The 22,263-nt window shown below is 60.4% G+C and carries 19 protein-coding genes and 2 tRNA genes; 11 read left to right on the plus strand and 10 right to left on the minus strand.

Annotated elements, in window-relative coordinates; all coding sequences use genetic code 11:
* The first annotated feature begins 56 nt into the window (after positions 1 to 56).
* The 3 genes from SIB38_RS07225 (at position 57) to SIB38_RS07235 (ending at position 3,123) form a co-directional block, all read left to right on the plus strand.
* Positions 57 to 557, plus strand: a complete 501-nt coding sequence (locus SIB38_RS07225) for an SAM-dependent methyltransferase (protein ID WP_294119438.1) — start codon at positions 57 to 59, stop codon at positions 555 to 557.
* Positions 558 to 1,075: 518 nt separating this feature from the next.
* Positions 1,076 to 1,564 carry an Lrp/AsnC family transcriptional regulator gene (locus tag SIB38_RS07230; RefSeq protein WP_294119437.1) on the plus strand — a complete coding sequence of 163 codons (489 nt, stop codon included), beginning with the start codon at positions 1,076 to 1,078 and terminating at the stop codon, positions 1,562 to 1,564.
* Between the two features lie 83 nt (positions 1,565 to 1,647).
* Entirely contained in the window at positions 1,648 to 3,123 is a 1,476-nt protein-coding gene (locus SIB38_RS07235; protein WP_294119435.1) for an NAD-dependent succinate-semialdehyde dehydrogenase, read from the plus strand.
* Positions 3,124 to 3,269: 146 nt separating this feature from the next.
* Here the strand turns inward: SIB38_RS07235 and SIB38_RS07240 are convergent.
* The 7 genes from SIB38_RS07240 to SIB38_RS07270 all read right to left on the minus strand — a co-directional run bounded on the left by SIB38_RS07240 (position 3,270) and on the right by SIB38_RS07270 (position 10,744).
* Positions 3,270 to 3,344, minus strand: a tRNA-Glu gene (locus SIB38_RS07240).
* 46 nt (positions 3,345 to 3,390) lie between these two features.
* A tRNA-Glu gene (locus tag SIB38_RS07245) sits at positions 3,391 to 3,465 on the minus strand.
* Positions 3,466 to 3,624: 159 nt separating this feature from the next.
* Positions 3,625 to 5,370, minus strand: a complete 1,746-nt coding sequence (gene recJ, locus SIB38_RS07250; RefSeq protein ID WP_412551704.1) for a single-stranded-DNA-specific exonuclease RecJ — start codon at positions 5,368 to 5,370, stop codon at positions 3,625 to 3,627.
* 87 nt (positions 5,371 to 5,457) lie between these two features.
* Complete coding sequence (gene glpX, locus SIB38_RS07255; RefSeq protein WP_294119431.1) at positions 5,458 to 6,432, minus strand: class II fructose-bisphosphatase; 975 nt, start codon at positions 6,430 to 6,432, stop codon at positions 5,458 to 5,460.
* A 95-nt stretch (positions 6,433 to 6,527) separates the two neighbouring features.
* Complete coding sequence (locus tag SIB38_RS07260; protein ID WP_412551705.1) at positions 6,528 to 8,894, minus strand: VCBS domain-containing protein; 2,367 nt, start codon at positions 8,892 to 8,894, stop codon at positions 6,528 to 6,530.
* Positions 8,895 to 9,122: 228 nt separating this feature from the next.
* Entirely contained in the window at positions 9,123 to 10,421 is a 1,299-nt protein-coding gene (locus SIB38_RS07265) for a homoserine dehydrogenase (protein ID WP_294119429.1), read from the minus strand.
* 95 nt (positions 10,422 to 10,516) lie between these two features.
* Positions 10,517 to 10,744, minus strand: coding sequence for a hypothetical protein (locus SIB38_RS07270; RefSeq protein ID WP_294119427.1), 228 nt, complete (start codon positions 10,742 to 10,744; stop codon positions 10,517 to 10,519).
* A 135-nt stretch (positions 10,745 to 10,879) separates the two neighbouring features.
* Here SIB38_RS07270 and SIB38_RS07275 point away from each other — a divergent pair, with 135 nt between their 5' ends.
* Positions 10,880 to 11,467, plus strand: coding sequence for a TetR/AcrR family transcriptional regulator (locus SIB38_RS07275; protein ID WP_412551706.1), 588 nt, complete (start codon positions 10,880 to 10,882; stop codon positions 11,465 to 11,467).
* On the opposite strand, the gene SIB38_RS07280 is transcribed toward SIB38_RS07275, so the two are convergent.
* Both SIB38_RS07280 and SIB38_RS07285 read right to left on the minus strand, forming a co-directional pair.
* Positions 11,464 to 12,759 carry an MFS transporter gene (locus SIB38_RS07280; RefSeq protein WP_294119424.1) on the minus strand — a complete coding sequence of 432 codons (1,296 nt, stop codon included), beginning with the start codon at positions 12,757 to 12,759 and terminating at the stop codon, positions 11,464 to 11,466. The genes SIB38_RS07275 and SIB38_RS07280 overlap by 4 nt on opposite strands.
* Before the next feature lie 123 nt (positions 12,760 to 12,882).
* Complete coding sequence (locus SIB38_RS07285) at positions 12,883 to 13,794, minus strand: pirin family protein (protein WP_294119423.1); 912 nt, start codon at positions 13,792 to 13,794, stop codon at positions 12,883 to 12,885.
* Positions 13,795 to 14,014: 220 nt separating this feature from the next.
* Between SIB38_RS07285 and SIB38_RS07290 the strand changes: the two genes are divergently transcribed.
* The 7 genes from SIB38_RS07290 to SIB38_RS07320 all read left to right on the plus strand — a co-directional run bounded on the left by SIB38_RS07290 (position 14,015) and on the right by SIB38_RS07320 (position 20,798).
* A complete protein-coding gene (locus SIB38_RS07290; protein WP_294119422.1) occupies positions 14,015 to 15,640 on the plus strand; it encodes a long-chain fatty acid--CoA ligase in 1,626 nt (541 codons plus the stop codon).
* 3 nt (positions 15,641 to 15,643) lie between these two features.
* Positions 15,644 to 16,534, plus strand: coding sequence for an alpha/beta fold hydrolase (locus SIB38_RS07295; protein ID WP_412551707.1), 891 nt, complete (start codon positions 15,644 to 15,646; stop codon positions 16,532 to 16,534).
* Between the two features lie 166 nt (positions 16,535 to 16,700).
* Entirely contained in the window at positions 16,701 to 17,690 is a 990-nt protein-coding gene (locus tag SIB38_RS07300) for an NAD(P)H-dependent flavin oxidoreductase (RefSeq protein WP_294119420.1), read from the plus strand.
* Entirely contained in the window at positions 17,687 to 18,358 is a 672-nt protein-coding gene (locus tag SIB38_RS07305; RefSeq protein WP_294119418.1) for a histidine phosphatase family protein, read from the plus strand. The genes SIB38_RS07300 and SIB38_RS07305 overlap by 4 nt, the downstream gene beginning before the upstream one ends.
* A gap of 104 nt (positions 18,359 to 18,462) precedes the next feature.
* Positions 18,463 to 19,488, plus strand: coding sequence for a phosphotransferase family protein (locus tag SIB38_RS07310; RefSeq protein ID WP_412551708.1), 1,026 nt, complete (start codon positions 18,463 to 18,465; stop codon positions 19,486 to 19,488).
* Position 19,489: 1 nt separating this feature from the next.
* Entirely contained in the window at positions 19,490 to 20,266 is a 777-nt protein-coding gene (locus SIB38_RS07315; protein WP_412552028.1) for an SDR family NAD(P)-dependent oxidoreductase, read from the plus strand.
* A gap of 112 nt (positions 20,267 to 20,378) precedes the next feature.
* Positions 20,379 to 20,798 (plus strand): PaaI family thioesterase, encoded by a 420-nt coding sequence (locus SIB38_RS07320; protein ID WP_294119415.1) that lies wholly within the window; start codon positions 20,379 to 20,381, stop codon positions 20,796 to 20,798.
* Here SIB38_RS07320 and SIB38_RS07325 read toward each other — a convergent pair.
* Positions 20,795 to 22,201: an aminotransferase class V-fold PLP-dependent enzyme gene (locus tag SIB38_RS07325; protein WP_294119414.1), complete on the minus strand. Its 1,407-nt coding sequence runs from the start codon at positions 22,199 to 22,201 to the stop codon at positions 20,795 to 20,797. The genes SIB38_RS07320 and SIB38_RS07325 overlap by 4 nt on opposite strands.
* Positions 22,202 to 22,263 lie beyond the last annotated feature (62 nt).

Below are 22,263 nucleotides of genomic sequence, written 5' to 3' on the forward strand. Positions count from 1 at the left end.
CTGGCATCCCCTCAGGTCTGCTGGCAGAGTGCGGAAGACATCCGAGGAACCCCGCCATGACCGAGCCCACCACAACCGCCTTTCCAGAGCAACGTGACGGCGAGGACCGTCTGTCTTTTGATCCACTGGAGCGCGTGGATGCGCAGTTGCGCTTTATTGGTCACATCGAAACCCCATGGCAGCGCGGCGATTGTCCCAAGAACGTGACCCGTGCCCGCGAAACCGGTCAGGGCGCCCGTGTTGTGCTGGAGCCTGGCTTTGCACAGGGACTGACGGGTTTGGAAGTCGGGCAGGGGATTTTGCTGTTTTACTGGATGCATCAGGCGCGGCGCGATCTGATCACCCAGCGGCCCCGGCATCGCGATACCGCGAGCGGGACCTTCGCACTGCGCTCGCCCAACCGCGTGAACCCGATTTCACTGGCGGCGGTGCGCATCACGTCGCTGGATTTGGAAGCAGGCGTCATGGGCATTGACGCCATCGACTGTTTTGACGGCACGCCGCTCTTGGATATCAAACCCAGCGCGCCTGCCGTGGATGTGCCGCCAGAACTCTAAAGACTAGCGCGCAAAAATCCGGGGACGAGTCGGCGCGGTGTGCGGCCAGATCCGGCGGTTTTTGTTGCAGGATGGCTTGGGCTCCACAGCGAAGTCCGTGTCGCCACAGGCGGCCACGATGAAGGCACCCGTACGATTCGCCCGACGCGCTGGAGGGCGCGCGTCTTGCGTTTGGCTGCGTGGCAGTACCCAGACTGACAAATGTGTTTTTGTCATAGTTCCCATTCCCTTACGAACCGCGCCCTGAAGAGAGAATCAGAGAGGGCAGGCGCGGGGCTTACAACACAGGGAAACCGTAGAGCGATTTGGTTAATGAAGAGTCAGTGGTTAAGCGATGGTTCGCGAAAGTCGGAATCTGGAAATTTTTTCGGTCAGTTTTGGCGGGCAAGGCGATTGGACTTGCCGATAGCAAAGCGGTGCTGATAACGCAGTCTGGCTATGATGTTCACCACACCTACATATGCTTCAGGGGGCCGCCCCGATATGCGCACAGCCCCAAGCGGTTTGGGGTTTTTGCTATGAAGCTGGACCAACGGGACATCGACATCCTTGCTGTGTTGACGCGAGAAGGCCGCATCACCAAAGCGGCACTGGCAGAGAAAATTGGCCTCTCGCCAACCCCGTGCTGGGATCGTCTGAAGAAGCTTGAAAAAGCCGGGCTTATCGAAGGCTACGGCGCGCGCATCAACCTCAAGAAACTTGCGCCCAATGTCACCGTGTTTGTCTCTGCCGAGATCGCCGACCACACCGCGGCCAGCTTCCGGGCCTTTGAGGCCGCGATGCAGCGCTATGACGAGGTTGTGGCCTGCTGGGCGCTTGGTGGAGGCTTTGACTATCTGCTGCAAATTGTGACCAGCGACATCGACGCGTATCAGCGCTTGATTGACGAAATGCTGGACGCGCGCATCGGCCTGTCGCGCTATTTCACCTACATCGTGACCAAGCCGGTGAAGGAGCACGGCGCGCCACCGTTTGATGTGCTGCTTGGCGCGACGGAACGCAGCTAAATCCTCTGCGAACACCAACAACTTCGGACAAATCTTCTGTGGACTTGCGGCAGGGTCTCCTCATCAAGAGGAGACTTTCCACCATGACGCAAACCGCGCTCTCTGCCCGCGCAGACATCACCGACAAGGCCCTTGTGCGGTCCTTTTCCTACATCAACGGCAAATGGCAGGCGGCCAAAGATGGTGACAGCTTTGCTGTGACCAATCCTGCAGATGGCACCCATCTGGGCGGCGTGGCCGCGATGTCTGCTGAGGAATCCTCGACGGCGGTGGACGCGGCACAGGCGGCCTTCCCGTCCTGGGCGGCGCTGTTGCCACAGGAGCGCGCGGCCATTTTGCGCCGCTGGTTTGAACTGCAGCTGGAGCACAAAGAAGATCTTGCACGGATCATGGTGCTGGAACAGGGCAAGCCCATTTCCGAAGCCCGCGGCGAGATCGACTATGGCGCGGCCTTTGTGGAGTTTTACGCCGAGGAATCCAAACGCCCCAACATCGAGGGGGTTACCAGCCACCTGCCGGATGCCGAGGTGGAGCTGTGGCGCGAACCGGTGGGCGTGGCTGCGCTGATCACGCCGTGGAACTTCCCCTCTGCCATGCTAACCCGCAAGGCCGCCGCCGCGCTGGCCGCTGGCTGCACCGTGGTGGCGCACCCTTCTGGGGAAACCCCGTATAGCGCCTTGGCGCTGGCGGAACTTGCCGAGCGTGCGGGTATTCCGGCGGGGGTGTTCAACGTGGTCACGGGCATTGCCCCCACCGTTGTCGATCCATGGACCCGCGACACCCGCGTGCGCGCGCTGTCCTTCACCGGCTCCACCGAGGTGGGCAAGCTGCTCTTTCGTCAGTCCGCCAGCACGGTAAAGCGCTTGGTCATGGAACTGGGTGGCCACGCGCCGGTGATTGTCTTCAAGGGCGCGGATCTGGATGTGGCAGTTGAAGAAACCATCAAAGCCAAATTTGCCACCTCGGGTCAGGACTGTCTCGGCGCCAACCGCATTTTTGTGGAGCGCGACATCTACCCGGCTTTCTGTGAGACGTTTGTCGCCGCCACCAAGGCGTTGAGTGTTGGTCTGGGTATGGACGATCCCGACATTGGCCCGCTGATGAACGAGAAGGCGGTGCAGAAGCAGGAAGAGCATGTGGCTGATGCTTTGGCCAAAGGTGCCAAGCTGGCCTGTGGCGGCAAGCGTCATGCGCTGGGCACGCTGTTCTTTGAACCCACCGTGCTGACCGACGTGCCCGCAGAGGCGCAGATCATGTCGGAAGAAACTTTTGGTCCGGTTGCGCCCATCACGCCCTTTGACAGCGAGGAGGAGGTGGTCGCGGCGGCCAATGACACAGAATATGGTCTGGTGGCCTACGTGCACAGTCACGATCCACGCAGGATCTACCGCCTCAGCCGTGCGCTGCAATACGGCATGGTGGCGGTGAACCGCACCAAGGTCACTGGCGCCCCGATTCCTTTTGGCGGCACCAAACAGTCCGGTTTGGGGCGTGAGGGCGCCCGACTGGGCATGGAAGAGTTCACCGAGATCAAATACGTCTGCCGCGACTGGGGCTAGGAACAGCCAGGTCAGACTTTCCGGCGCGCGCATCCCCACGGATGGGCGCGCTTTTCTATTGCGTGGAGATGCAGAAAGGCCTGGCAAACGACACGGAAACGCATAGGCGTTTTGGCGGTGAGGTTCATGGTGGTGGAGGATAAAAGTGGCATCCCGTAGGGGAATCGAACCCCTCTTTCCAGGTTGAAAACCTGGCGTCCTAACCGATAGACGAACGGGACGCTCTTTTATGGGCGCGTCAGAGACCAGGTCCCTATACCCCGCTTATGGCATCCCGTAGGGGAATCGAACCCCTCTTTCCAGGTTGAAAACCTGGCGTCCTAACCGATAGACGAACGGGACGCGCTTAAGCGTGAGGCGTATCTAGTGAAACCATGGGGTGGGTGCAAGTGGAAATTTGCGCGACTTCCGGAAAATTTTTGCGACGACGGCGGGGGCGTTGCCCCCACCACAGCAGGGCTGCGAGTCCCCCAGGATATTGAGGGCTAAAGGAAGCTTTGGCTAGGCGCGGGCGGCGTCTTCAAGCCGCAGTTGCACCGACTGACGCCCGCCCCAGGTGTTGATTTCCAGCCGTCCGGCCAAGTGGAACCGCGCGCCGCTATGCGATTCGAGCGCAGGCCCCAGTGGCGTGTCATAGGCGCCAAAGGCAATCGCATCGATGCGCGCGCCAAACCCGTCGCCAAAGGTCAGTTTCAGGTGGCTGTCGCCCACGCGTTTGGTGAAGCGGATCTCCACATCCGGGAAGGCAAAACGCGGCGCTGCCGCTCCCGCACCAAAGGGCCCGGCTTTGTCGATGTCGTTGATCAGGTCGACCGTGGCCCCTGTGGGCATCAGCAAGCTGTCGAGTTTGAGGTCTGCGGGCCCGGCGTCGCCTGCGCCTTGTTTGGCCAGCAGTTCAGACAGGCGTTCCATGGCCGGTTCCAGCTGATCCTGCGCCACGCTGAGGCCCGCGGCCATCTTGTGTCCGCCGCCTTTGATCAACAGGCCCTCGGCAGCCAGTTTCTGAATGCTCGCGCCCAGATCGACGCCGGAAATTGACCTGCCAGAGCCTTTGCCTTCGCCATCCTCAAGTCCAATCACCACAGCAGGTCGGTTGGTGGCCTCTTTCAGGCGTGAGGCGACAATGCCCACCACGCCGGGGTGCCAGCCTTCGCCTGCGGCCCAGACCAGCGGCGCGTCCAATCCGCGTTCTTCGGCCTGCGCCATGGCGGCGGCCCGCACTGAGGCTTCGATGTCGCGACGTTCGGTGTTGAGTTCATCTAGGCGCGCGGCCAAAGCCTCTGCCTCGGCGGGGTCGCTGGTCGACAACAGACGTGCACCCAGATCGGCCTGTCCAATGCGTCCGCCCGCGTTCACCCGTGGCCCCAGCAGGAAGCCAAGGTGATAGCTGTTGGGCGCAGAATCCATGCGGCTCACGTCAGAAAGCGCCACCACGCCGGGACGGTTCCGCCGGGCCATCACTTTCAACCCCTGCCGCACCAAAGCGCGGTTCACGCCAATCAATGGCGCCACATCGGCCACGGTGCCAAGTGCCACCAGATCCAGCATCGCCATCAGATCCGGCCCCCGTGTGCCGTCCGCCTCCCGCATCTGCCGGTTGGCTTCTACCAGCATCAGGAACACCACCGACGCCGCGCAGAGATGGGCCAGATCGCCGCTTTCATCTTGCCGGTTGGGGTTCACCACCGCCACGCAGTCCGGCAGGGTCTCCCCACCAAGGTGGTGATCCAGCACCACCACATCCGCGCCTTTGGCCGCGGCAATCGGCCCGTGACTCAGGGTGCCGCAGTCGACACAGATGATCAGGTCATGCGCCCGCGCAAGGTCTGCCATCGCTGCCTCATTGGGGCCATAGCCTTCGTCAATCCGGTCCGGGACGTAGAGCGTGGCTTGCAGGTTCATCTGGCGCAGCCAGGTAATCAGCAAGGCAGCTGAGGTACCGCCGTCCACGTCATAATCGGCAAAGACCGCAATACGCTGGCGGGATTTCACGGCCTGCAAGAACCGCCCCGCGGCCACTTCCATGTCTTTAATACTGCGTGGGTCCGGCAGCAGATCGACCAGCTTGGGTTCCAGAAAACTCTCGGCCTCGCCAGCACTCACGCCACGCCGCGCCAGAACGGCACAGAGGGCAGGGGGCAGAGCCGTGTCTTGCGCCAGTTGCTCCGCCGCGCGGGAGGTTTCCACATCCGGCCCCACCCAGCGCCGTCCGGTCAAGCTTTCGGAAACACCAAGGAAATCAGTCATATCGGGGCCTTCGTCTTAAGAAAAGGCCCGCCAAAGAGGCGGGCCATCTGGGCGCATGGCCCAATCAAACAAGAATGTCTGTTGCGATCAAGAGGTCTGATCCACTGGTGCGCGGTAGGTCATACGACGTACGGACCCGGATTTGGAACGCATCAGCAGGGTTTCTGTCTCGATCCAACCCGGGGTGCGCTTGATCCGTGGCAGCAGGGAGCCGCCGGTCACGCCGGTTGCGGCAAAGATCACATCCTGCGTTACCATCTCGTCACGGGAGTAAATACGATCCAGATCGGTGATGCCAGTTTTTGCAGCACGCGCGCGCTCGTCGTCATTGCGGAACACCAGACGGCCCCACATCTGACCACCCATGCATTTCAGAGCGGCGGCTGCCAGAACGCCTTCTGGTGCGCCACCGCGGCCCATATACATGTCGATGCCGGTTTCTTCGGCTTCGGCACAGTGCATCACACCGGCCACGTCACCGTCGGTGATCAGGCGGATGGAGGCGCCGGTGGCGCGCACTTCTGCAATCACGTCTTCGTGGCGCGGGCGCTCCAGAATGCAGACAGTGATGTCAGAGGTCTCACAGCCTTTGGCTTTGGCCAGTGCTTCGACACGCTCTTTCGGGCTCATGTCCAGTGACACTACGTTTTCAGGGTAACCCGGACCGATGGCCAGCTTGTCCATGTAGGTGTCTGGTGCATGCAGCATGGAGCCGCGCGGGCCCATGGCAATCACGGTCAGTGCGTTTGGCATGTCTTTGGCGGTCAGCGTGGTGCCTTCCAGCGGGTCCAGGGCGATGTCCACGCCCGGGCCGTTGCCGTTGCCAACCTCTTCGCCGATGTAAAGCATTGGCGCTTCGTCACGCTCGCCTTCGCCGATGACAACGACACCTGCGATGTCCAAAAGGTTGAGCTGCTCGCGCATCGCATTTACGGCGGCCTGGTCAGCAGCCTTTTCGTCCCCGTTGCCAATCAAGGCAGCGGACGCAATGGCAGCCTGTTCCGCAACGCGGGCGAGGCCAAGGGACAACATGCGATCGTGAAATTCCGGCTTCAGCGACATGAAATAAATCCTTTTGAACACGTTTAAGACCGCAATAGCGCAGCCCTATGCCCGGCGCAACCTGAGCCCGCCGGGGATTGGTCTCAAAACGGAGATCAGACAAAAATGGTCACATCATCCATGACAAACAGGTCGCCGGACAGCGGTAGCGGCAACGGCGTGCCGCCAGCGGTGGTGAAGACCACACGATCTACCGCATCAAAGATGGCATCGTCAAATTCCAGCAATGTCGGGCCGGTGGTGGAGAGCGTGAAGGTCTCGGACCCAAGACTTGTGAAGACCTCGACGTTTTCAAACACACCGGGGCTGGTCTCGATGAACTGGAAGGACTGATCAAAGGCTTCCACGGTCAATTGCATGCCTTCGTTGGATGCCGAAGTGACCTGCGCGCTTTCAAAATCGAAGGTGTCGACAAAATCGCCGTTCAGCGTCACGCCACCCGTGCCGCCCACCACCATCACGCCACTGGTGGCGCCGTTGGCCACGCCGGTGTCAAGCTGCCCGCCGCCACGGTTGCCGCCCAACTGACCAAACAGCGTGGTGTCGATCGTGGCCCAGCCCGCCGACCAAAGCACGCCACCTGCGGTGCCTTCAAAAGAGGCCGCGTGAGGTTGGCCCTCAAACGACAGGGTTGAAGAGACTGGCGCCGGTGGCTCTCCGCCGTCGCCGCCATCGCCCGGGTCAGGTTCCGCGTCATCCGCACCATTGATGGTGATGGAGAGTGTGGTAGTGGCCCGCGCACCGCTTGGATCGGTCACCGCCACATTGAAGGTGTCTGTGCGCACATCTCCGGTGTTCAGCCCCTGCACCAACTCGCTGTCGTTGTTGAGCGCATAGCTCCAACTGCCATCCGGGTTCACGGTCAATGTGCCAAAGCCGCTGGTGTCGCTGCCTAAAACCGTAAAGCTCAGGGTGTCGTTTGTATCGATGTCTGTCACCTCAATCAGGCCGCGTGCAATGATCCCGCCGTCCTCTGTCACCTCGCGAACATTAAACACGGTGCCGTTGATCACTGGTACGTCGTTGCTGCCGTTGACATCAATCGAGATGGTTTCCGTGTCAAAGCCGCCGTTGCCGTCGCTGACCTGAACATCAAAGGTCTCCACAACGGTTTGACCGGCGGCCAAGGCTTGCACTGCCGCAGAACTGTTGTCGAGCACATAGCTCCAGGTGCCGGTGTTGGGATCCAGCGCAAGCGTGCCGTAGGTGCCGGTGGCACTGCCGACAACGTTGAAACTCAGCGTGTCGTTCTTGTCGATATCACTGGCCACCACTGCGCCAGAGGCGGTTTGCACCGCGCCGTCTTCGGTAACGGAGTCATTGTCATAGGTGATCGCGCTGATCACGGGCGTGTCGTTGCTGCCGTAGATTGTCACCGAAACGTTGGCTGAGTCAGTGCCGCCATTGCCATCAGAAACCTGCACCACAATGGTGTCCACCAGGCTGTCACCCACGCTTAATTCCTGTACCGCGAGGGAGGCATTGTCCAAAATGTAGGTCCAGGCGCCGGTATCGGGATGAATGGCAAAGGTGCCATAGGTGCCGGTCCCGCCCGAGAAGGTCAGCAGGTCGTTCACGTCGGGGTCCACGGCAGAGACCACACCGTTTGCGGCAAGCACGCTGTCTTCTTGAAGGTTGCCAACCTCGTTGGTCACGCCGGTGATGCTGGGCGCGTCATTCACCCCGGTCACGGTGACATCCAGCGTCTGCGTTGTCAGGTTTCCCTGACCGTCATCAATCACAATGGTGATGGTCGCCGTCTCATAGTCACCGACGGAAAGATAATTGAAGGCTGTGGTCGGATCAAAACGATAGCTGAAGCTGGCGCCGACCCCCATGCCCTGCGCCAAGGCGCTGCTGCCGATCAGGCTCAGGCTCCCTTGGGAGGTGGAAATGCTCGCCACCGTGACCGTGCCGCCGTCAAAATCGTAAGCGTCAAAAGCAATCACCACCGGTGTGTCTTCGTCCGTGGTGGCGTCCTCCCCCAGAACCAGTGCGGCATTAGCGCCGCGTAATTTGAAGGTGTAGTCGTTAAATTGCAAAAGCTCGACACCGCGCAGGGTATCAATGGCAGTGTTGCCGTCGGAGTGGTCGATGTCTTTGACGTAGAACTTGCGGAACCACCCTTGTTCCCAGCTGTAGCCAAATACAGAGCCCTCATAAACAGCCGTGTCGCGGCCACGCCCGCCCCAAATCTGGTCGTAGCCTTCGCCACCGGACATGGTGTCATTGCCGGTACCACCAAAAATCTTGTCGTTGCCGCGCCCGCCGGAAATATCGTCATGGCCCCAGCCGCCAAACAGCAGATCGCTGCGGTTGCCGCCGATTATCGTGTCATTGCCACCGCGGCCGAAGATTTTTCCAGGCAGGCCGTTGCCTTCTAGGGACAAGACATCCCCTTTCTGCGTGCCAACCACAATCGGCTTCAGGAACCAATCGAGCCATGAGTTAAACCTAGGCATGGTGTTCTCCCCCAAACAAAATTTCTTAGACAAAAAAGGCCTGACATCCGCAAAGCGCCGCGACCGGGACGTGTCATTCGCTGCGGCAGATCACACACTTAAAAACGAAGTGCCGTACAACCGTCGCACAACGATAATCGCCAACCCACTACCACTCGCTGGAGTGTATCGTGGATTGGCGTTTATTCAAAATTTACTATATTTGAGCGTTTCGCGGTCTGACGCAGATCACACAGCCTCGATGCGCAAGGCCACCGGATCGGCGGCCATCACGCCGGTTTCGCGCATCGCAACAACAGCGGCATCCAGCGCCGCGCGCTGGGTTTTGTGGGTTACGATCAACACTGGGGCGTGAGCATCGTCATGGCGGGTCTGGCGCATGCGATCGATGCTGATGCCATTATCACCCAACGCGGTCGCGATCTTGGCCATGGCACCCGGACGGTCCTCAAGGGTGAGGCGCAGGTAATAGGGCGCTGGCGAGTTGGACTGTGCCGATTTGGCCGTGGTCAGCATCTCTGCTGGCACACCAAAGGTCGACAGGCGGAAGCCGCGCGCGATGTCACAGACGTCGCCCATGACGGCGCTGGCGGTTGGACCTTCACCCGCGCCAGGGCCGCGCAGCACAACCTGCTCCACCGCGTCGCCTTCGATCACCACCATATTGGTGCCGCCCTGAAGCTGACCCAATGGGCTGTCCGCCGGAACCAAACAAGGGGACATGCGCTGCTCCAGACCGCGACCGGTCATCTGGGTCACGCCCAGCAGCTTGATCTTGAAGCCCAGTTCCGCAGCCTGGTTGATATCTTCAATGGAGATGCGCTGAATGCCCTCTAGCTCCACACCGTCAAAATCCACCTTGGTGCCAAAGGCAATGGAGGACAACAGGGACAGCTTGTGACCGGCGTCAATACCGCCCACATCGAGGTTCGGATCGGCTTCGAGATAGCCCAGCGCGTCGGCTTCGGCAAAAACCTCTTCATAGGGCAAGCCCGCGTCCTGCATCCGGGTCAGGATGTAGTTGCAGGTGCCGTTCATCACCCCCATCACACGGGTGATGTCATTGCCGGCCAGACCTTCGGTCAGCGCTTTGATCACCGGAATGCCGCCAGCCACAGCCGCTTCAAACCGGATCACAGCGCCCTTGGCTTCGGCGGTCTCTGCTAGGGCTTGGCCGTGGTGCGCCAGTAGCGCCTTGTTGGCGGTGACAACGTCTTTGCCCAGTGCCAGCGCGGCTTCAATGGCATCTTTGGCTGGACCGTCTTCGCCGCCCATCAGCTCGACAAATACGTCCACATCGTCGCGTTTCGCCAAAGCAACTGGATCGTCTTCCCAAGCATAGCCCGCCAGCGACACGCCGCGGTCTTTGTCTTTGGAGCGCGCACTCACCGCGCTGATCTCAATGCGTCGACCGGTCCGCGCCGCCAATACGTTGGCTTTCTGACGAATGATTTTTACAACGCCCACGCCCACGGTGCCCAAACCGGCAATCCCAAGACGAAGCGGAGTAGGCTGGGAAGTGGTCATGTTGGGCTACCTCTTAGCAGGAGAGTTGAATATGTCGCTATGCCGTTTAGCCGCTCTTTACGTGCTGTGCAACGCGCGGTGTGATTGGCCAGGATCTAAAGATTCTTGGCGCGGTTTTGAAGCCGCGCGCCACGGGCTTCCAGCTCGGCCTCACTGTTTTCCGTCAACCGGCCATTGGGCGCTTTCGGCAGCGCATTTTGCGGCAGGATGTCGGGATAAGCCGCGGCTTCCAATGCGGGATCGCTGGTGGCCGCCATATCAGGTGTCTCTCCGCAGGCCGTCACCATCACGAGAGGAAGAGCAGCAAAAACAAAGGCGCGCATAGGCAGCATGGCTTGGTCCGAAACTAGGTCACCGCTTTATGACCTATTGCCGCGGCGACACACAAGCCATGATGATGACAAGGCAAGGCTGCAGAGACGCTTTTAAACGAACGTATGTTCAGATAATTAAGTGCCATGGCACGCACTCAAGGCTCTCATTCCGGCATCACCGGCCCGCGCGTCCGCGATGCGGCGCTCAAGCTCTTTGCCCAACACGGCTACGCCGCCGTTTCCATGCGCCAGATCGCACGGGAAGTGGGGGTACAGGCCGGAGCGCTGTATAACTACACGCCGGACAAGCAGAGCCTGCTGTTTGACCTGATGCAAACCCATATGACCGAGCTTCTGGCCGCACGGGAAGAGCTGCCAGACGAGGCGATACCGACTGAGGCATTGGAAAACTTCACCCGCCTGCACCTGCGGTTTCACTCTGAACGGCCTGATGAAGTTTTCATCGCCTATATGGAGTTGCGGAACCTGACGCCGGAAAATTTCGCCCAAATCGAAGAACTGCGCCGGTCTTATGAGGACGGGTTGGAAGCCATTCTCCGCGCGGGCATCGACAGTGGCGACTTTGAGGTCAGCGATCCCAAGATTGCCACCATGGCGGTGATTGCGATGTTGACCGGGGTCAACACCTGGTTCCGCGAAGGCGGACGTCTGTCTCTCGCTGAGGTGGAGCAGATTTACTGGGACATGGTGCGCAAAGCAGTCGGCGTTTAGATCGCCACCTCGGCGCGGTCCCGCGCTGTGCCGCGCCACAAAAATCCCGCCACCAAAAGCCGCAGCCCGCATGGCACGGCGGCAAAGAAAAGCAGTAGGACGCCCATGGTTTCCGGTGCGCTGCCCGCGTCGCGGTCAAACCCGGCCCAGCCCAAGACCGGAAACGCCACGCCCATCAGCGCGACAAAGGCCATTTTTGAGGCCACATTCTTGAGCGCCAGATAACTCGCCGCCTGTGAATGCCCCTGCCGCTGTTCTTCCGCCGCCACAATGTCGGCCAGCAAAGAGGTTGGCATCACGCCGTCACAGGTCATGCAGGCGCCCAGCCCAAAGCTGATCATCAGGACCAGAACCGTATCGCCTGCGCCCACCAGATAGGCCGCAAGCACCACCGGACAGCACAGCACGATCGCGGCGATCCAGCTCTGCTGTTTGCCAATCTTCTTGGACAGGATCACCCAGACGGGCACAAAAAGGGCGGTTGCCAGCAACAGCGCCAGAAACATCGGCCCGACCAGATCCGGTGCCTGCAGCACATGGGTGGCAAACAGAACAAAAAGGCCCACGGTCATGGCATTGGCGGCCTGCACCGCAAAAAACGCCAGCATCAACCCGCGAAACGCGCGGTTTTTCATGCAGTCCAACCAGGTCCTCCAGAGGTTGGGCCGCGCCTCTGCAGGTGGCCGGGGCTGACGCGGTGTCCGCCACCAAAACAGCGCCAAAGCGATTGGCATCATCCCAACAAAGATCACGCCCGTCATCTGCAACGACATCCCCATCTGCCCGGCAAACACCGCAGAGGCCACCGAGGCCAGCACCGCGCCGATAATCTGGAAGATGCCTTTTGTACCAGCGATCACAGAGCGCTCATGCGCATTGGGGGAAATCTCCAACCCAATGCTGGAGTAGGGCACATCAAAGAAGGTCAGGAACAACAGATAGGCGGAGGCGACGCAAAACAGATACAGCGCGCCCACCCCGTCCGGCGGGGACAGCAGCAGCCAGACAAAGAGCAATAATCCGGGAAACCCCACCACCATCCAAGGCACACGTGGCCCCCATCGGCTCTGGGTGCGGTCGCTCAACGCCCCGACCAGCGGATCGGTCACGATGTCAAAGGCCCGTCCAAACAGGAACACCGCCCCCACCGTGGCCAGTCCAACGCCCAGATCAACCGCATAAAATGTCGGGACAAAGCTGACGACGGCAAAGTTCACCATCGCCAAAGGCGCCGACAACAAGCTGAAACACAACAGCTGCCAACGGGTCATCACCCGTGGTGATGTCTCCATAGTTCCCCCTCCGATGTCCTCCACCTTGCATGACCTTAGTACGCAAAACGCCTTTGTGGAGATGAATCTTTAGTGGAGGCAAATGGCTGGCGGCCAGAGGTCTCCCTCCCGCCGCCGACGTGGTTAATGTGCCGGTTTGATAAACGTCCCATTGCGCAGGTCTGCAAAGGCCCGTTGCAGCTCTTGTTGCGTGTTCATCACAATCGGCCCGTGCCAGGCTACTGGCTCTTGGATAGGCTGTCCGGAAATCAACAGAAAGCGCACACCTTCTTCCCCGGCTTGCACCGTGACCTCGTCGCCATTGCCAAAGCGGATGAGCGTGCGGTCCCCGCTCATGTCGCGGATGTTCAGCTCCTCGCCCGCCACCTCTTTTTCAAGCAGGATGCCGGTTGGCTGGCTGGCATCGGCAAAGGCGGCATCGCCTTCAAACACATAGGCAAAGGCCCGGCGCCGTGTGTCGATAGGAAAGGTCTTTTTCACCCCCGCTGGCACGGTCACGTCCAGAAACATAGGATCGGCGGCAATGCCATCCACCGGCCCGGTTTTGCCCCAGAAGCTGCCAATGACAATCCGCACCTTTGTGCCGTCATCATCGATAATCTCTGGGATCTCCTTGGCCTCAACATCCTGATAGCGCGGATCGGTCATTTTCAGGTCACGTGGCAGGTTGGCCCACAGCTGAAACCCGTGGTTCACACCATTGGCATCCGCGGTCGGCATCTCCTGATGCAAAATCCCGCTGCCTGCGGTCATCCACTGCACATCGCCGTTTTTCAGGTTGCCGGTGTTGCCAAGGCTGTCCTGATGCTCCACCGCGCCATCTATAACATAAGTGATGGTCTCGATCCCACGATGGGGATGCCAGGGGAAGCCCTTCTCATACATCCGGGGATCATCATTGCGGAAGTGATCCATCATCAGAAACGGATCAAGCTCCTCCGGGTCCTGAAACCCAAACACCCGATGCAAATGCACGCCTGCGCCTTCCATTGCGGCAATGGCCTTGCGTGTCTCCAAAACTGGTCTGATCGACATGGCATGTCTCCTTTCGCTTTCCAAGATAGGGCAGCGCCCGCGTCCCAACTATTGGCGGCCTCGCAACATCTTTGTGCGCATCTGCACAGAACCACGGGGCATGCGACCAAAGTGGCAGATCTCGCGACGTGACGGCATTCCAAACGCAGGCTTTTGAAATCCCAGAACTTGCGCGTAACGTACTCAGGCGAACAGACACTGATTGGCAGGGGAGGGCCAAATGCAAGGGTCCATGATGATGCGTCCGCTGAAGATTGCGGACATTCTAAGCTACGCGGCAGAAATCCACTCGGAAGGGGAGGTGGTTTCGGTCCGCACCGAAGGCGACATTCACCGCCAGACCTATGCCCAAACCGCCAAACGCGTCGCGCAACTGGCGCATGGGCTCACCGCGCAGGGGCTGAAACTGGGCGATCGCATCGCCACGCTGGCGTGGAACGGCTACCGCCACCTCGAGCTGTATTATGCCATCTCCGGGGCAGGCGGCGTGTGCCACACCATCAACCCGCGCCTGTCGGCCGAGCAGATGACCTACATCGTCAACCATGCCAATGACACGATGCTCTTTGTGGACCTGACTTTTGTGCCGATTGTCGACGCGTTGCGTGGGCAATGGCCGCAAAGTCTGAAAGTGGTCGTGATGACCGACCGCGCCCACATGCCCGACGGCGATTACCTCTGCTACGAAGAGCTGCTGGAGGGGCAGCCAGACCATTTCGATTGGCCGGACCTGCCGGAGGATACCGCCGCAGGCCTGTGTTACACCTCCGGCACCACTGGCAATCCCAAAGGCACGCTTTACACCCACCGCTCCACGGTGCTGCACGCCATGATGGTGGGCCTCTCGCTGCCTGCCGCGCTGCAGCCAGGCAAGCGCATCCTACCCGTTGTCCCGCTGTTTCACGTCAACGCCTGGGGCCTGCCTTATGCCGCACCTCTTACCGGCGCGTCCTTGATCTTCCCCGGCGGCGCTTTGGATGGCGCCAGCCTGTTCAAACTGATGGATGACGAGAAAGTCTATTCGGCCTGGGGTGTGCCGACGGTCTGGCTGGGCCTGCAAGGCGAGATCGCCAACCAAGGGCGCATGCCTGAGGGCCTCGGTGATATGGTGGTGGGTGGCTCCGCCGCCCCTGCGTCGATGATCCAGTACTTCGAGGAGGGCGGCGTGAACGTCTGTCACGCCTGGGGCATGACCGAGATGTCGCCCATCGGCACCCAAGGCAATCTGCCAGATCATCTCGACAGCAAGCCAATGGCCGAGCGTATCGCCATCAAATCCAAACAAGGCCGCCGCGTCTTTGGCGTTGATCTAAAAATCGTGGATGAGGACGGCAACCGCCTGCCGCACGATGGAGAGGCCGCAGGCGAGCTCTATGTGCGCGGCAACGCCATCACCTCTGGCTATTTTGAAAACGAAGAGGCCAATGCCACCGCCTTTGATGCTGAAGGCTGGTTTGGCACTGGCGACGTTGCCACCATCGACGCAAACGGCTTTCTCACCATCACCGACCGGGCCAAAGACCTGATCAAGTCTGGCGGCGAATGGATTTCCTCGCTCGATCTGGAAAACACCGTCATGGCGCATCCCAAGGTGGCCAATTGCGCGGTCATCGCCGTGGCACATCCTAAATGGGATGAGCGCCCGCTCTTGGTGGCGGTGCCGTCGCCCGAAGGCAAACCCGAGGCCAGCGAGTTGATGGACCTGTTGCTCGAGCATTTTGCCAAATGGCAGTTGCCGGATGATGTGGTGTTTGTCGACGAACTGCCGCTCACCGCCACAGGCAAGGTTTCCAAGCTGACCCTGCGCAAACAGTTTGCCGACCACAAGCTACCGGACATGGTCTAAGCCTTGCGCAGCGAGACACTAAAAATTTCCGGCCACAACTTTCACGTGGTGGTGGCCGGTGATCCCTCCAAGCCCGCAATCCTGATGTTGCATGGGTTTCCCGAGTATTCTGGCGCCTACTTCGATCTGATCCCGCACCTGCAAGACAACTTCTTCTGCATCGCCCCGGATCAGCGCGGCTATGGCCAAAGCTGGCGCCCAACTGAGGTAGATCACTACGCCGCCTCCAAGCTGGTTGGCGACGCCGTCGCCGTTCTCGACCACTACAGCCCCGACGCCCCCGTTGCCGCTGTCCTGGGCCACGATTGGGGCGCTGCCGTGGCCTACGGCTTGGCTTTCCGCCATCCTGGCCGCCTGCAAAATCTGATCATCGCAAATGGCGTGCACCCCATCCCCTTTCAACGCGCATTGGCCGCAGGCGGCACACAATCGGAAGCCAGCCAATACATCAACTGGCTGCGCGCTGAGTGCTCGGAAGAGAAGCTCGCCGCCAACAACCACGCCCACATGATGGGTATCTTCTCCAAACATATGGACATGTCGTGGATGACGCCCGCAAAACTGGCTGCCTACCAAACTGCTTGGGGCGGTGCCGATCACATCCGCGGCATGGTCAATTGGTACCGCGCCTCTTTCCTCAAGGTGGCCGCCCCCGGCGTACCCTTGTCAGAGGCAGACCTGCCCAACTTGCCGCCACACCTACTGCGCGTGCCCATGCCTCATCTCCTGCTCTGGGGCGAAAACGACACCGCGCTCCTGCCAGAATGCTACGCGGGACTGGACGACCACTGCGCCGATCTTACCCTCCAAACCATCCCGGACGCCGACCACTGGCTCCTGCATCAAAAGCCTGCCGAGATCGCCGGGCATATCCGCAAGTTCCTCATCCGCTAAGCCCATTCACAGTCCCCAAATATCCCCGCCGGAGGCATTCAAGCCATCGAAGAGCCACGCCTTTCCGCAAAGGCACGCCCAAAGTGACGTCATGTTACTTTGCCAAGCTCTTGCTTGAGCGGTCGCCACAGGCCCTTATCCTGCTCACCAACAACAGGAGTTTCTCATGTCTGGTGACAGCCACCTTCCAAAGGCGCTTCAAGGTCTGCGCATCCCCGCAGTGGCCTCGCCTTTGTTTATCATTTCCGTACCCGCACTGGTCATTGCCCAGTGTAAGGCAGGCATCATAGGCAGTTTCCCCGCGCTGAACGCACGTGAAGGCGAGGGCGAACACCCACTTCTGGACACCTGGCTCACGCATATCCGCGAAGAGCTGGACCGTCACAATCAGGAAAACCCGGACCGCCCCGCTGCGCCCTTTGCGGTCAACCAGATCGTGCACCGCTCCAACACGCGGCTCGAGCGCGACATCGAGCTTTGTCACAAACACAAAGTCCCGGTCTGGATCACCTCGCTGGGCGCACGCGTTGAGGTCAATCAGGCGGCGCATGATTGTGGCGGGATTGCCCTGCACGACATCATCAACAACAAGTTCGCCAAGAAGGCGATTGAGAAAGGTGCCGACGGTCTCATCGCTGTAGCCGCTGGTGCCGGCGGCCATGCCGGCCCGCAAAGCCCGCTCGCCTTGATCAGCGAAATCCGCGAGTGGTTTGACGGGCCTTTGCTGCTGTCAGGCTCCATTGGCACCGGTGCATCGCTTTTGGCAGCACAAGCCATGGGCGCGGACCTCGGCTACATCGGCTCGCCCTTCATCGCCACCGAAGAGGCCAACGCCGTGCAGGGCTACAAAGACATGATTGTCGACAGCGGCGCTGAGGACATCGTCTATTCGTCCTTGTTTACCGGGGTATCTGGCAACTACCTCAAAGGCTCCGTAACCAACGCAGGCATGGACCCGGACAATCTGCCTGAGGGGGACGTGAAAACCATGGACTTTGGCGGCGACCGCGAAAAACCCAAAGCTTGGAAAACCATCTGGGGCTCCGGCCAAGGCATTGGCGCTGTGAAGGAAGTCACCAAGACGGCCGATCTGGTTGACCGTCTGGAGCGTGAATACATCGCTGCGTGGGATCGGCTTCAAGCCCGCATGTCATGAGCCAGATGTTCCACCTGATCCGCCACGCGCAAGCCAGCTTTGGGGCGGCCGACTATGACAACCTGTCAGACCTCGGCCACCGCCAGTCAGCGGCGCTGGGCGCGGCGCTCAAACGTCAAGGCGTAAGGCCTGATGCGGTGTTCATCGGCGCACAAAGACGCCATCGCCAGACCTGGGACGGCATTGAAAGCGCACTGGGCACCGGGCTTGACCCAATTGTTGTGCCGGGGTGGAACGAATTTGACTTTGGCGGGCTGCTCGAAGCCCGCTACGCCAATCGGGATGACAAACCGGCTGGCCTGCATGACGACCGCAAAACCCATTTCCGCATCCTGCGGGACACGGTGATCGAATGGCAGCGCGACGAGATCGACAATCCACCGGAAAGCTTTGCCGCCTTCACAGACCGCGTGCGAGAAGCCCGCGCCATTGTGGCCGCGTCCGGCGCAAAAACGCCCCTCGCGGTCAGCTCTGGCGGCGCCATCGGGCGCACCATCGCCGACGTGCTGAACGCGCCTGCTGAACAGATGATCCTGCTACAGTTGCAGGTCAAAAACTGCGCCGTGGCCCGGCTGGTCATGGCCAAGGGCCACACATGGCTCAACGGGTTCAATGAGACACCGCATATTGACGGCGGCAACCAAGACGAGATGCTGACCTACAGCTAACATAGGCCGTGGCCGACCTTGGGAGAAAGCGAATGCGCCCTCCCGTGGGGGAGGTCGGGCGCGGCCGGTCCGCTTCGCACTCCGGCCAAATGGGAGGAAACGCAATGGACGCAACCACACTGGACACCGCCGCCGTCGCGCGTTGGCTCTCGGAGACCCTCGACGGTTTTGAAGGCCCCATCACGGCGACCAAATTCGACGTGGGCCAATCGAACCCCACTTTCCGGCTCGACAGCCCGTCCGGCCAATACGTCCTGCGCCGCAAACCGCCTGGCGTGCTGCTCAAATCCGCCCACGCCGTGGATCGAGAATTCCGCGTGCAAAAAGCACTCGCCGACACCGAGGTCCCCGTCGCCAAAATGCACCTGTTGTGCGAGGGCGATGACGTTATTGGTTCTGCATTCTACGTCATGGATTTCATCGAAGGACGCAACTTCGACGACCCACGATTGCCAGAGCTAGACAACGACCAACGCGCCCAAGTCATCGACGAAATGGGCCGCGTCCTCGCCGCCATCCACTCCGTCGACATCAACGCCGTCGGTCTTGGTGACTATGGCCCAGACGGCAACTACTTCGAACGCCAAGTTGGCCGCTGGACCAAACAATACCGCGCCAGCGAAACAGAAACGATCCCGCAGATGGATCAATTGATCGATTGGCTTGCCGCCAACATCCCCACTGACGACGGCAAACGCACTTTGGTGCATGGCGATTACCGGATCGACAACATGCTCTTTGCCAAAGACCGCCCCGAAGTGGTCGCGGTGCTGGATTGGGAACTTTCTACCATTGGCCATCCTTATGCCGATCTGGCTGCCGTGATCATGCAGTGGCAAATGCCGCCGGGCAACGAGGGCAGGGGGCTGGCCGGTATCGACCGCGCCGCGCTGGGCCTGCCGACCGACGAAGAGTTCATCGCCGCCTATTGCAAACGCATGGGCCTGCCGGGCATCGAGAAATTTGGCTTTTATCTGGCGTTCTGTTTCTTCCGCATGGGCGCCATCATCCAAGGCGTAAAAAAACGCGCGCTGGATGGCAATGCATCTGATCCAGAACGGGCTGCCAAACTGGGCACCTTTGTTCCGATGTTTGCTCAGGCCGGTCTGGAGGCCAGCACCCGTGGATAAGATGTTTCAAGACAAAGTGGTGATGATCACCGGCGCCGCCAGTGGATTTGGCGCGCTGGCGGCTGAAAAATTCGCCGAGCAAGGTGCAAAACTTGGCCTGTCGGACATCAACGCAGACCAACTTGCTACGGTGGCGGACGCTTTGCGTGCCAAAGGTATCGAAGTGGTCGCGGATCAGGTTGATGTTGCTGACGAAACTCAGGTCGCGGCCCATGTTGCTAACATCGCCGAAGCTTTCGGCGCGCTGGACATTGGCATCAACAACGCAGGCATCGGTCACGACGTGCGCCCGCTGCAATTCCTCACAACCGAGGACTTTGACTTGATGATGAACGTGAACGCCAAAGGCGTGTTCCTCTGTATGAAGTATCAGATCCCGCTGATGCAAAAGGCGGGCAGCGGGGCGATTCTCAACGTGGCCTCCGCGGCAGGACTGGTCGGCTCCGGCCATCTGTCGCTTTATTCGGCAGCCAAGCATGCGGTCGTGGGTCTGACCAAAGCCGCGGCAGACGAAAACGCCACGCGCGGCATCCGCGTGAATGCACTCTGCCCGTCTTTCTCGGCAACTCCCATGGTGGACGAAATGGCGGATCAGGTTGGGGGACGCGCAGGGCTAAGCCGCGCAGATGCCATGACCCATATCGCCAGTCGCGTGCCCATGCGCCGCGTGTCCAAACCCGAGGAGGTGGTGCAGGCGATGTTGTGGATCAACGCGCCGGCGAACAGCTTTATGACCGGACAGGCGATTGCGATCGATGGTGGCCTGACGGCGGTGTGATTGCCATAACATAGGGCGAAGCCTGCCTGAGCTGGCGCGAATGCGCCTGCCGAGGGGCAGGCAGGCGCAGCCCGGCGATGCCGGGCGAAACAGATTATTGATGGACCACGACATGACCCACGCCCCACTCGACCCCGCTTTGGACGAAGCGCCATATGAGCTGCAAAAACATCTCGGGTTTGAACTGACCCATTGGGACACAGACTACGCTCGCCTCGCGCTCCCGATCGCGCCGCACCTGATGAACCGCGCGGGCATTCCCCACGGCGGCATCTATGCCACGCTACTGGACACGGTCATGGGGTTTGCGGGCTGCTACACCGGCACGCCTGAGCACAAAAAACTGGCCCTCACGCTCTCACTGACCACCAACTTCCTGTCGCGTCCCAAAGGCCAAGGTCTGATTGCTGAAGGCTGGCGCACCGGTGGCGGCGCGAAGACCTTCTTTGCCGAAGGCACCATCACGGACGAGACCGGTGAGGTCATCGCCCGCGGCTCCGGTGCCTTCAAGTACCGGGCAACAACTCTTTAGCTTGCCATCGCTGCCTGCGGTTCAAGGTCCCAGCTGCGGGCCAATTCGGCCACGGACGCCAGGATGTAATTCACGGTTTCATCCGTCATCAACACGCTCAGATTCAGGCGCACAAAGCCGGGTTTGGCCGTGCCAGGACCCTGCAAAATGTCGGTGCGAATGACCGAGGACTGATCGTCGCCAATCTTCAAGAGTTCATGCACATAAGGCCCGGCGCAGGAACACCCGCCGCGCGCCTGAATGCCGTACTGCTCGGACAAAGCGCGGGTGAAGGCATTGTGGTCAATGCGCTCGCCATAGGCATTGAGCGGCACAAACGACAGGATTGGCAGGCGCTCTTTGCGCTCCGGCGCCAAAATCCGCAGGCGTGGTTCGTTCTCCCAGGCGGCAAAGGCCCGCGCGGTCAGCACGTCATTGCGCGCCGTCATCGCCTCTTGGCCAATCACCTCTTTCACCTTCAATGCCAGCGCCACACGAATGTCGCCCACAACGTTGGGGGTGCCACCTTCCTCACGCTGCTCCAGTTTGGTCACGTAGTCGTGCTGATGCGCGTTTACAAAAGCCACGGTGCCGCCGCCCGGACGATAGGGAACACGGGCACAGGCCAGCTCCTGGCGCATGACCAGCACACCGCTCGCGCCGGGGCCGCCAATGCACTTGTGTGGTGAAAACACCAGCGCGTCGATCTCTGCGCCTACAACCGGTGTCATCTGCATCGGCAAGTAAGGCCCGCCCCCGGCATAGTCCCACACCATGATCCCCCCATGGTGTTTGACCAGCCGGGTCAGCGCCGCCACATCCGTGCACACCCCTGTCACATTGGCCGCAGCGCTGAGCGCCACGATCACACGGCCTGTGGTCCCCCGCTCCGTGAGCAGCTGGGTCAGAATTTTGCGGTCCGGGCCGGGCAGGTCGCCCTCCGGCACTTCGATCACATCCGCACCGCTTTCACGCCAAGGCAGCAGGTTGGAATGGTGCTCGTAAGGGCCCACAAGAACAGTATCGCCAGCGCCGACGCCCATCAGATGCATCAGCTGGTTCAGACCGGTTGTCGCACCGGAACCGGAGAAAATCACCGCATGTTCCTGGGCGCGCGCACCACAATGCTCCCGCACTACCTCTCGTGCCCCTTCACGCAACGCGCCCATGCGCGCGCCGCAGAAGGACGCATCGGTGTGGGTGTTGGCGTAGAACGGCAGCACCTCTTCCATCACGAAGGTCTCAACCTGACGCAGCGCTCGCCCGGAGGCGACGTAATCCGCATAGACCAGCTTCTTTGGGCCGGTTGGCGTGTCGATAAGTGCCTCACCGCCAATCAATCCGGTCCGCAGGAACTCTTGCGGAACCTTGGCGGTCTTCAGCGTGTTGGCAAATGTCTCAAAAGGGGCGGTCAGTTTGGTCATTTTGGTCCTCTTGCGCGTCTTGAGGGGATGTTAGCCCTATCGAAATAGATAATTTCTCCTTT

This window comes from Shimia sp. MIT910701 (genome assembly GCF_047126315.1).
GTDB lineage: Bacteria > Pseudomonadota > Alphaproteobacteria > Rhodobacterales > Rhodobacteraceae > Shimia.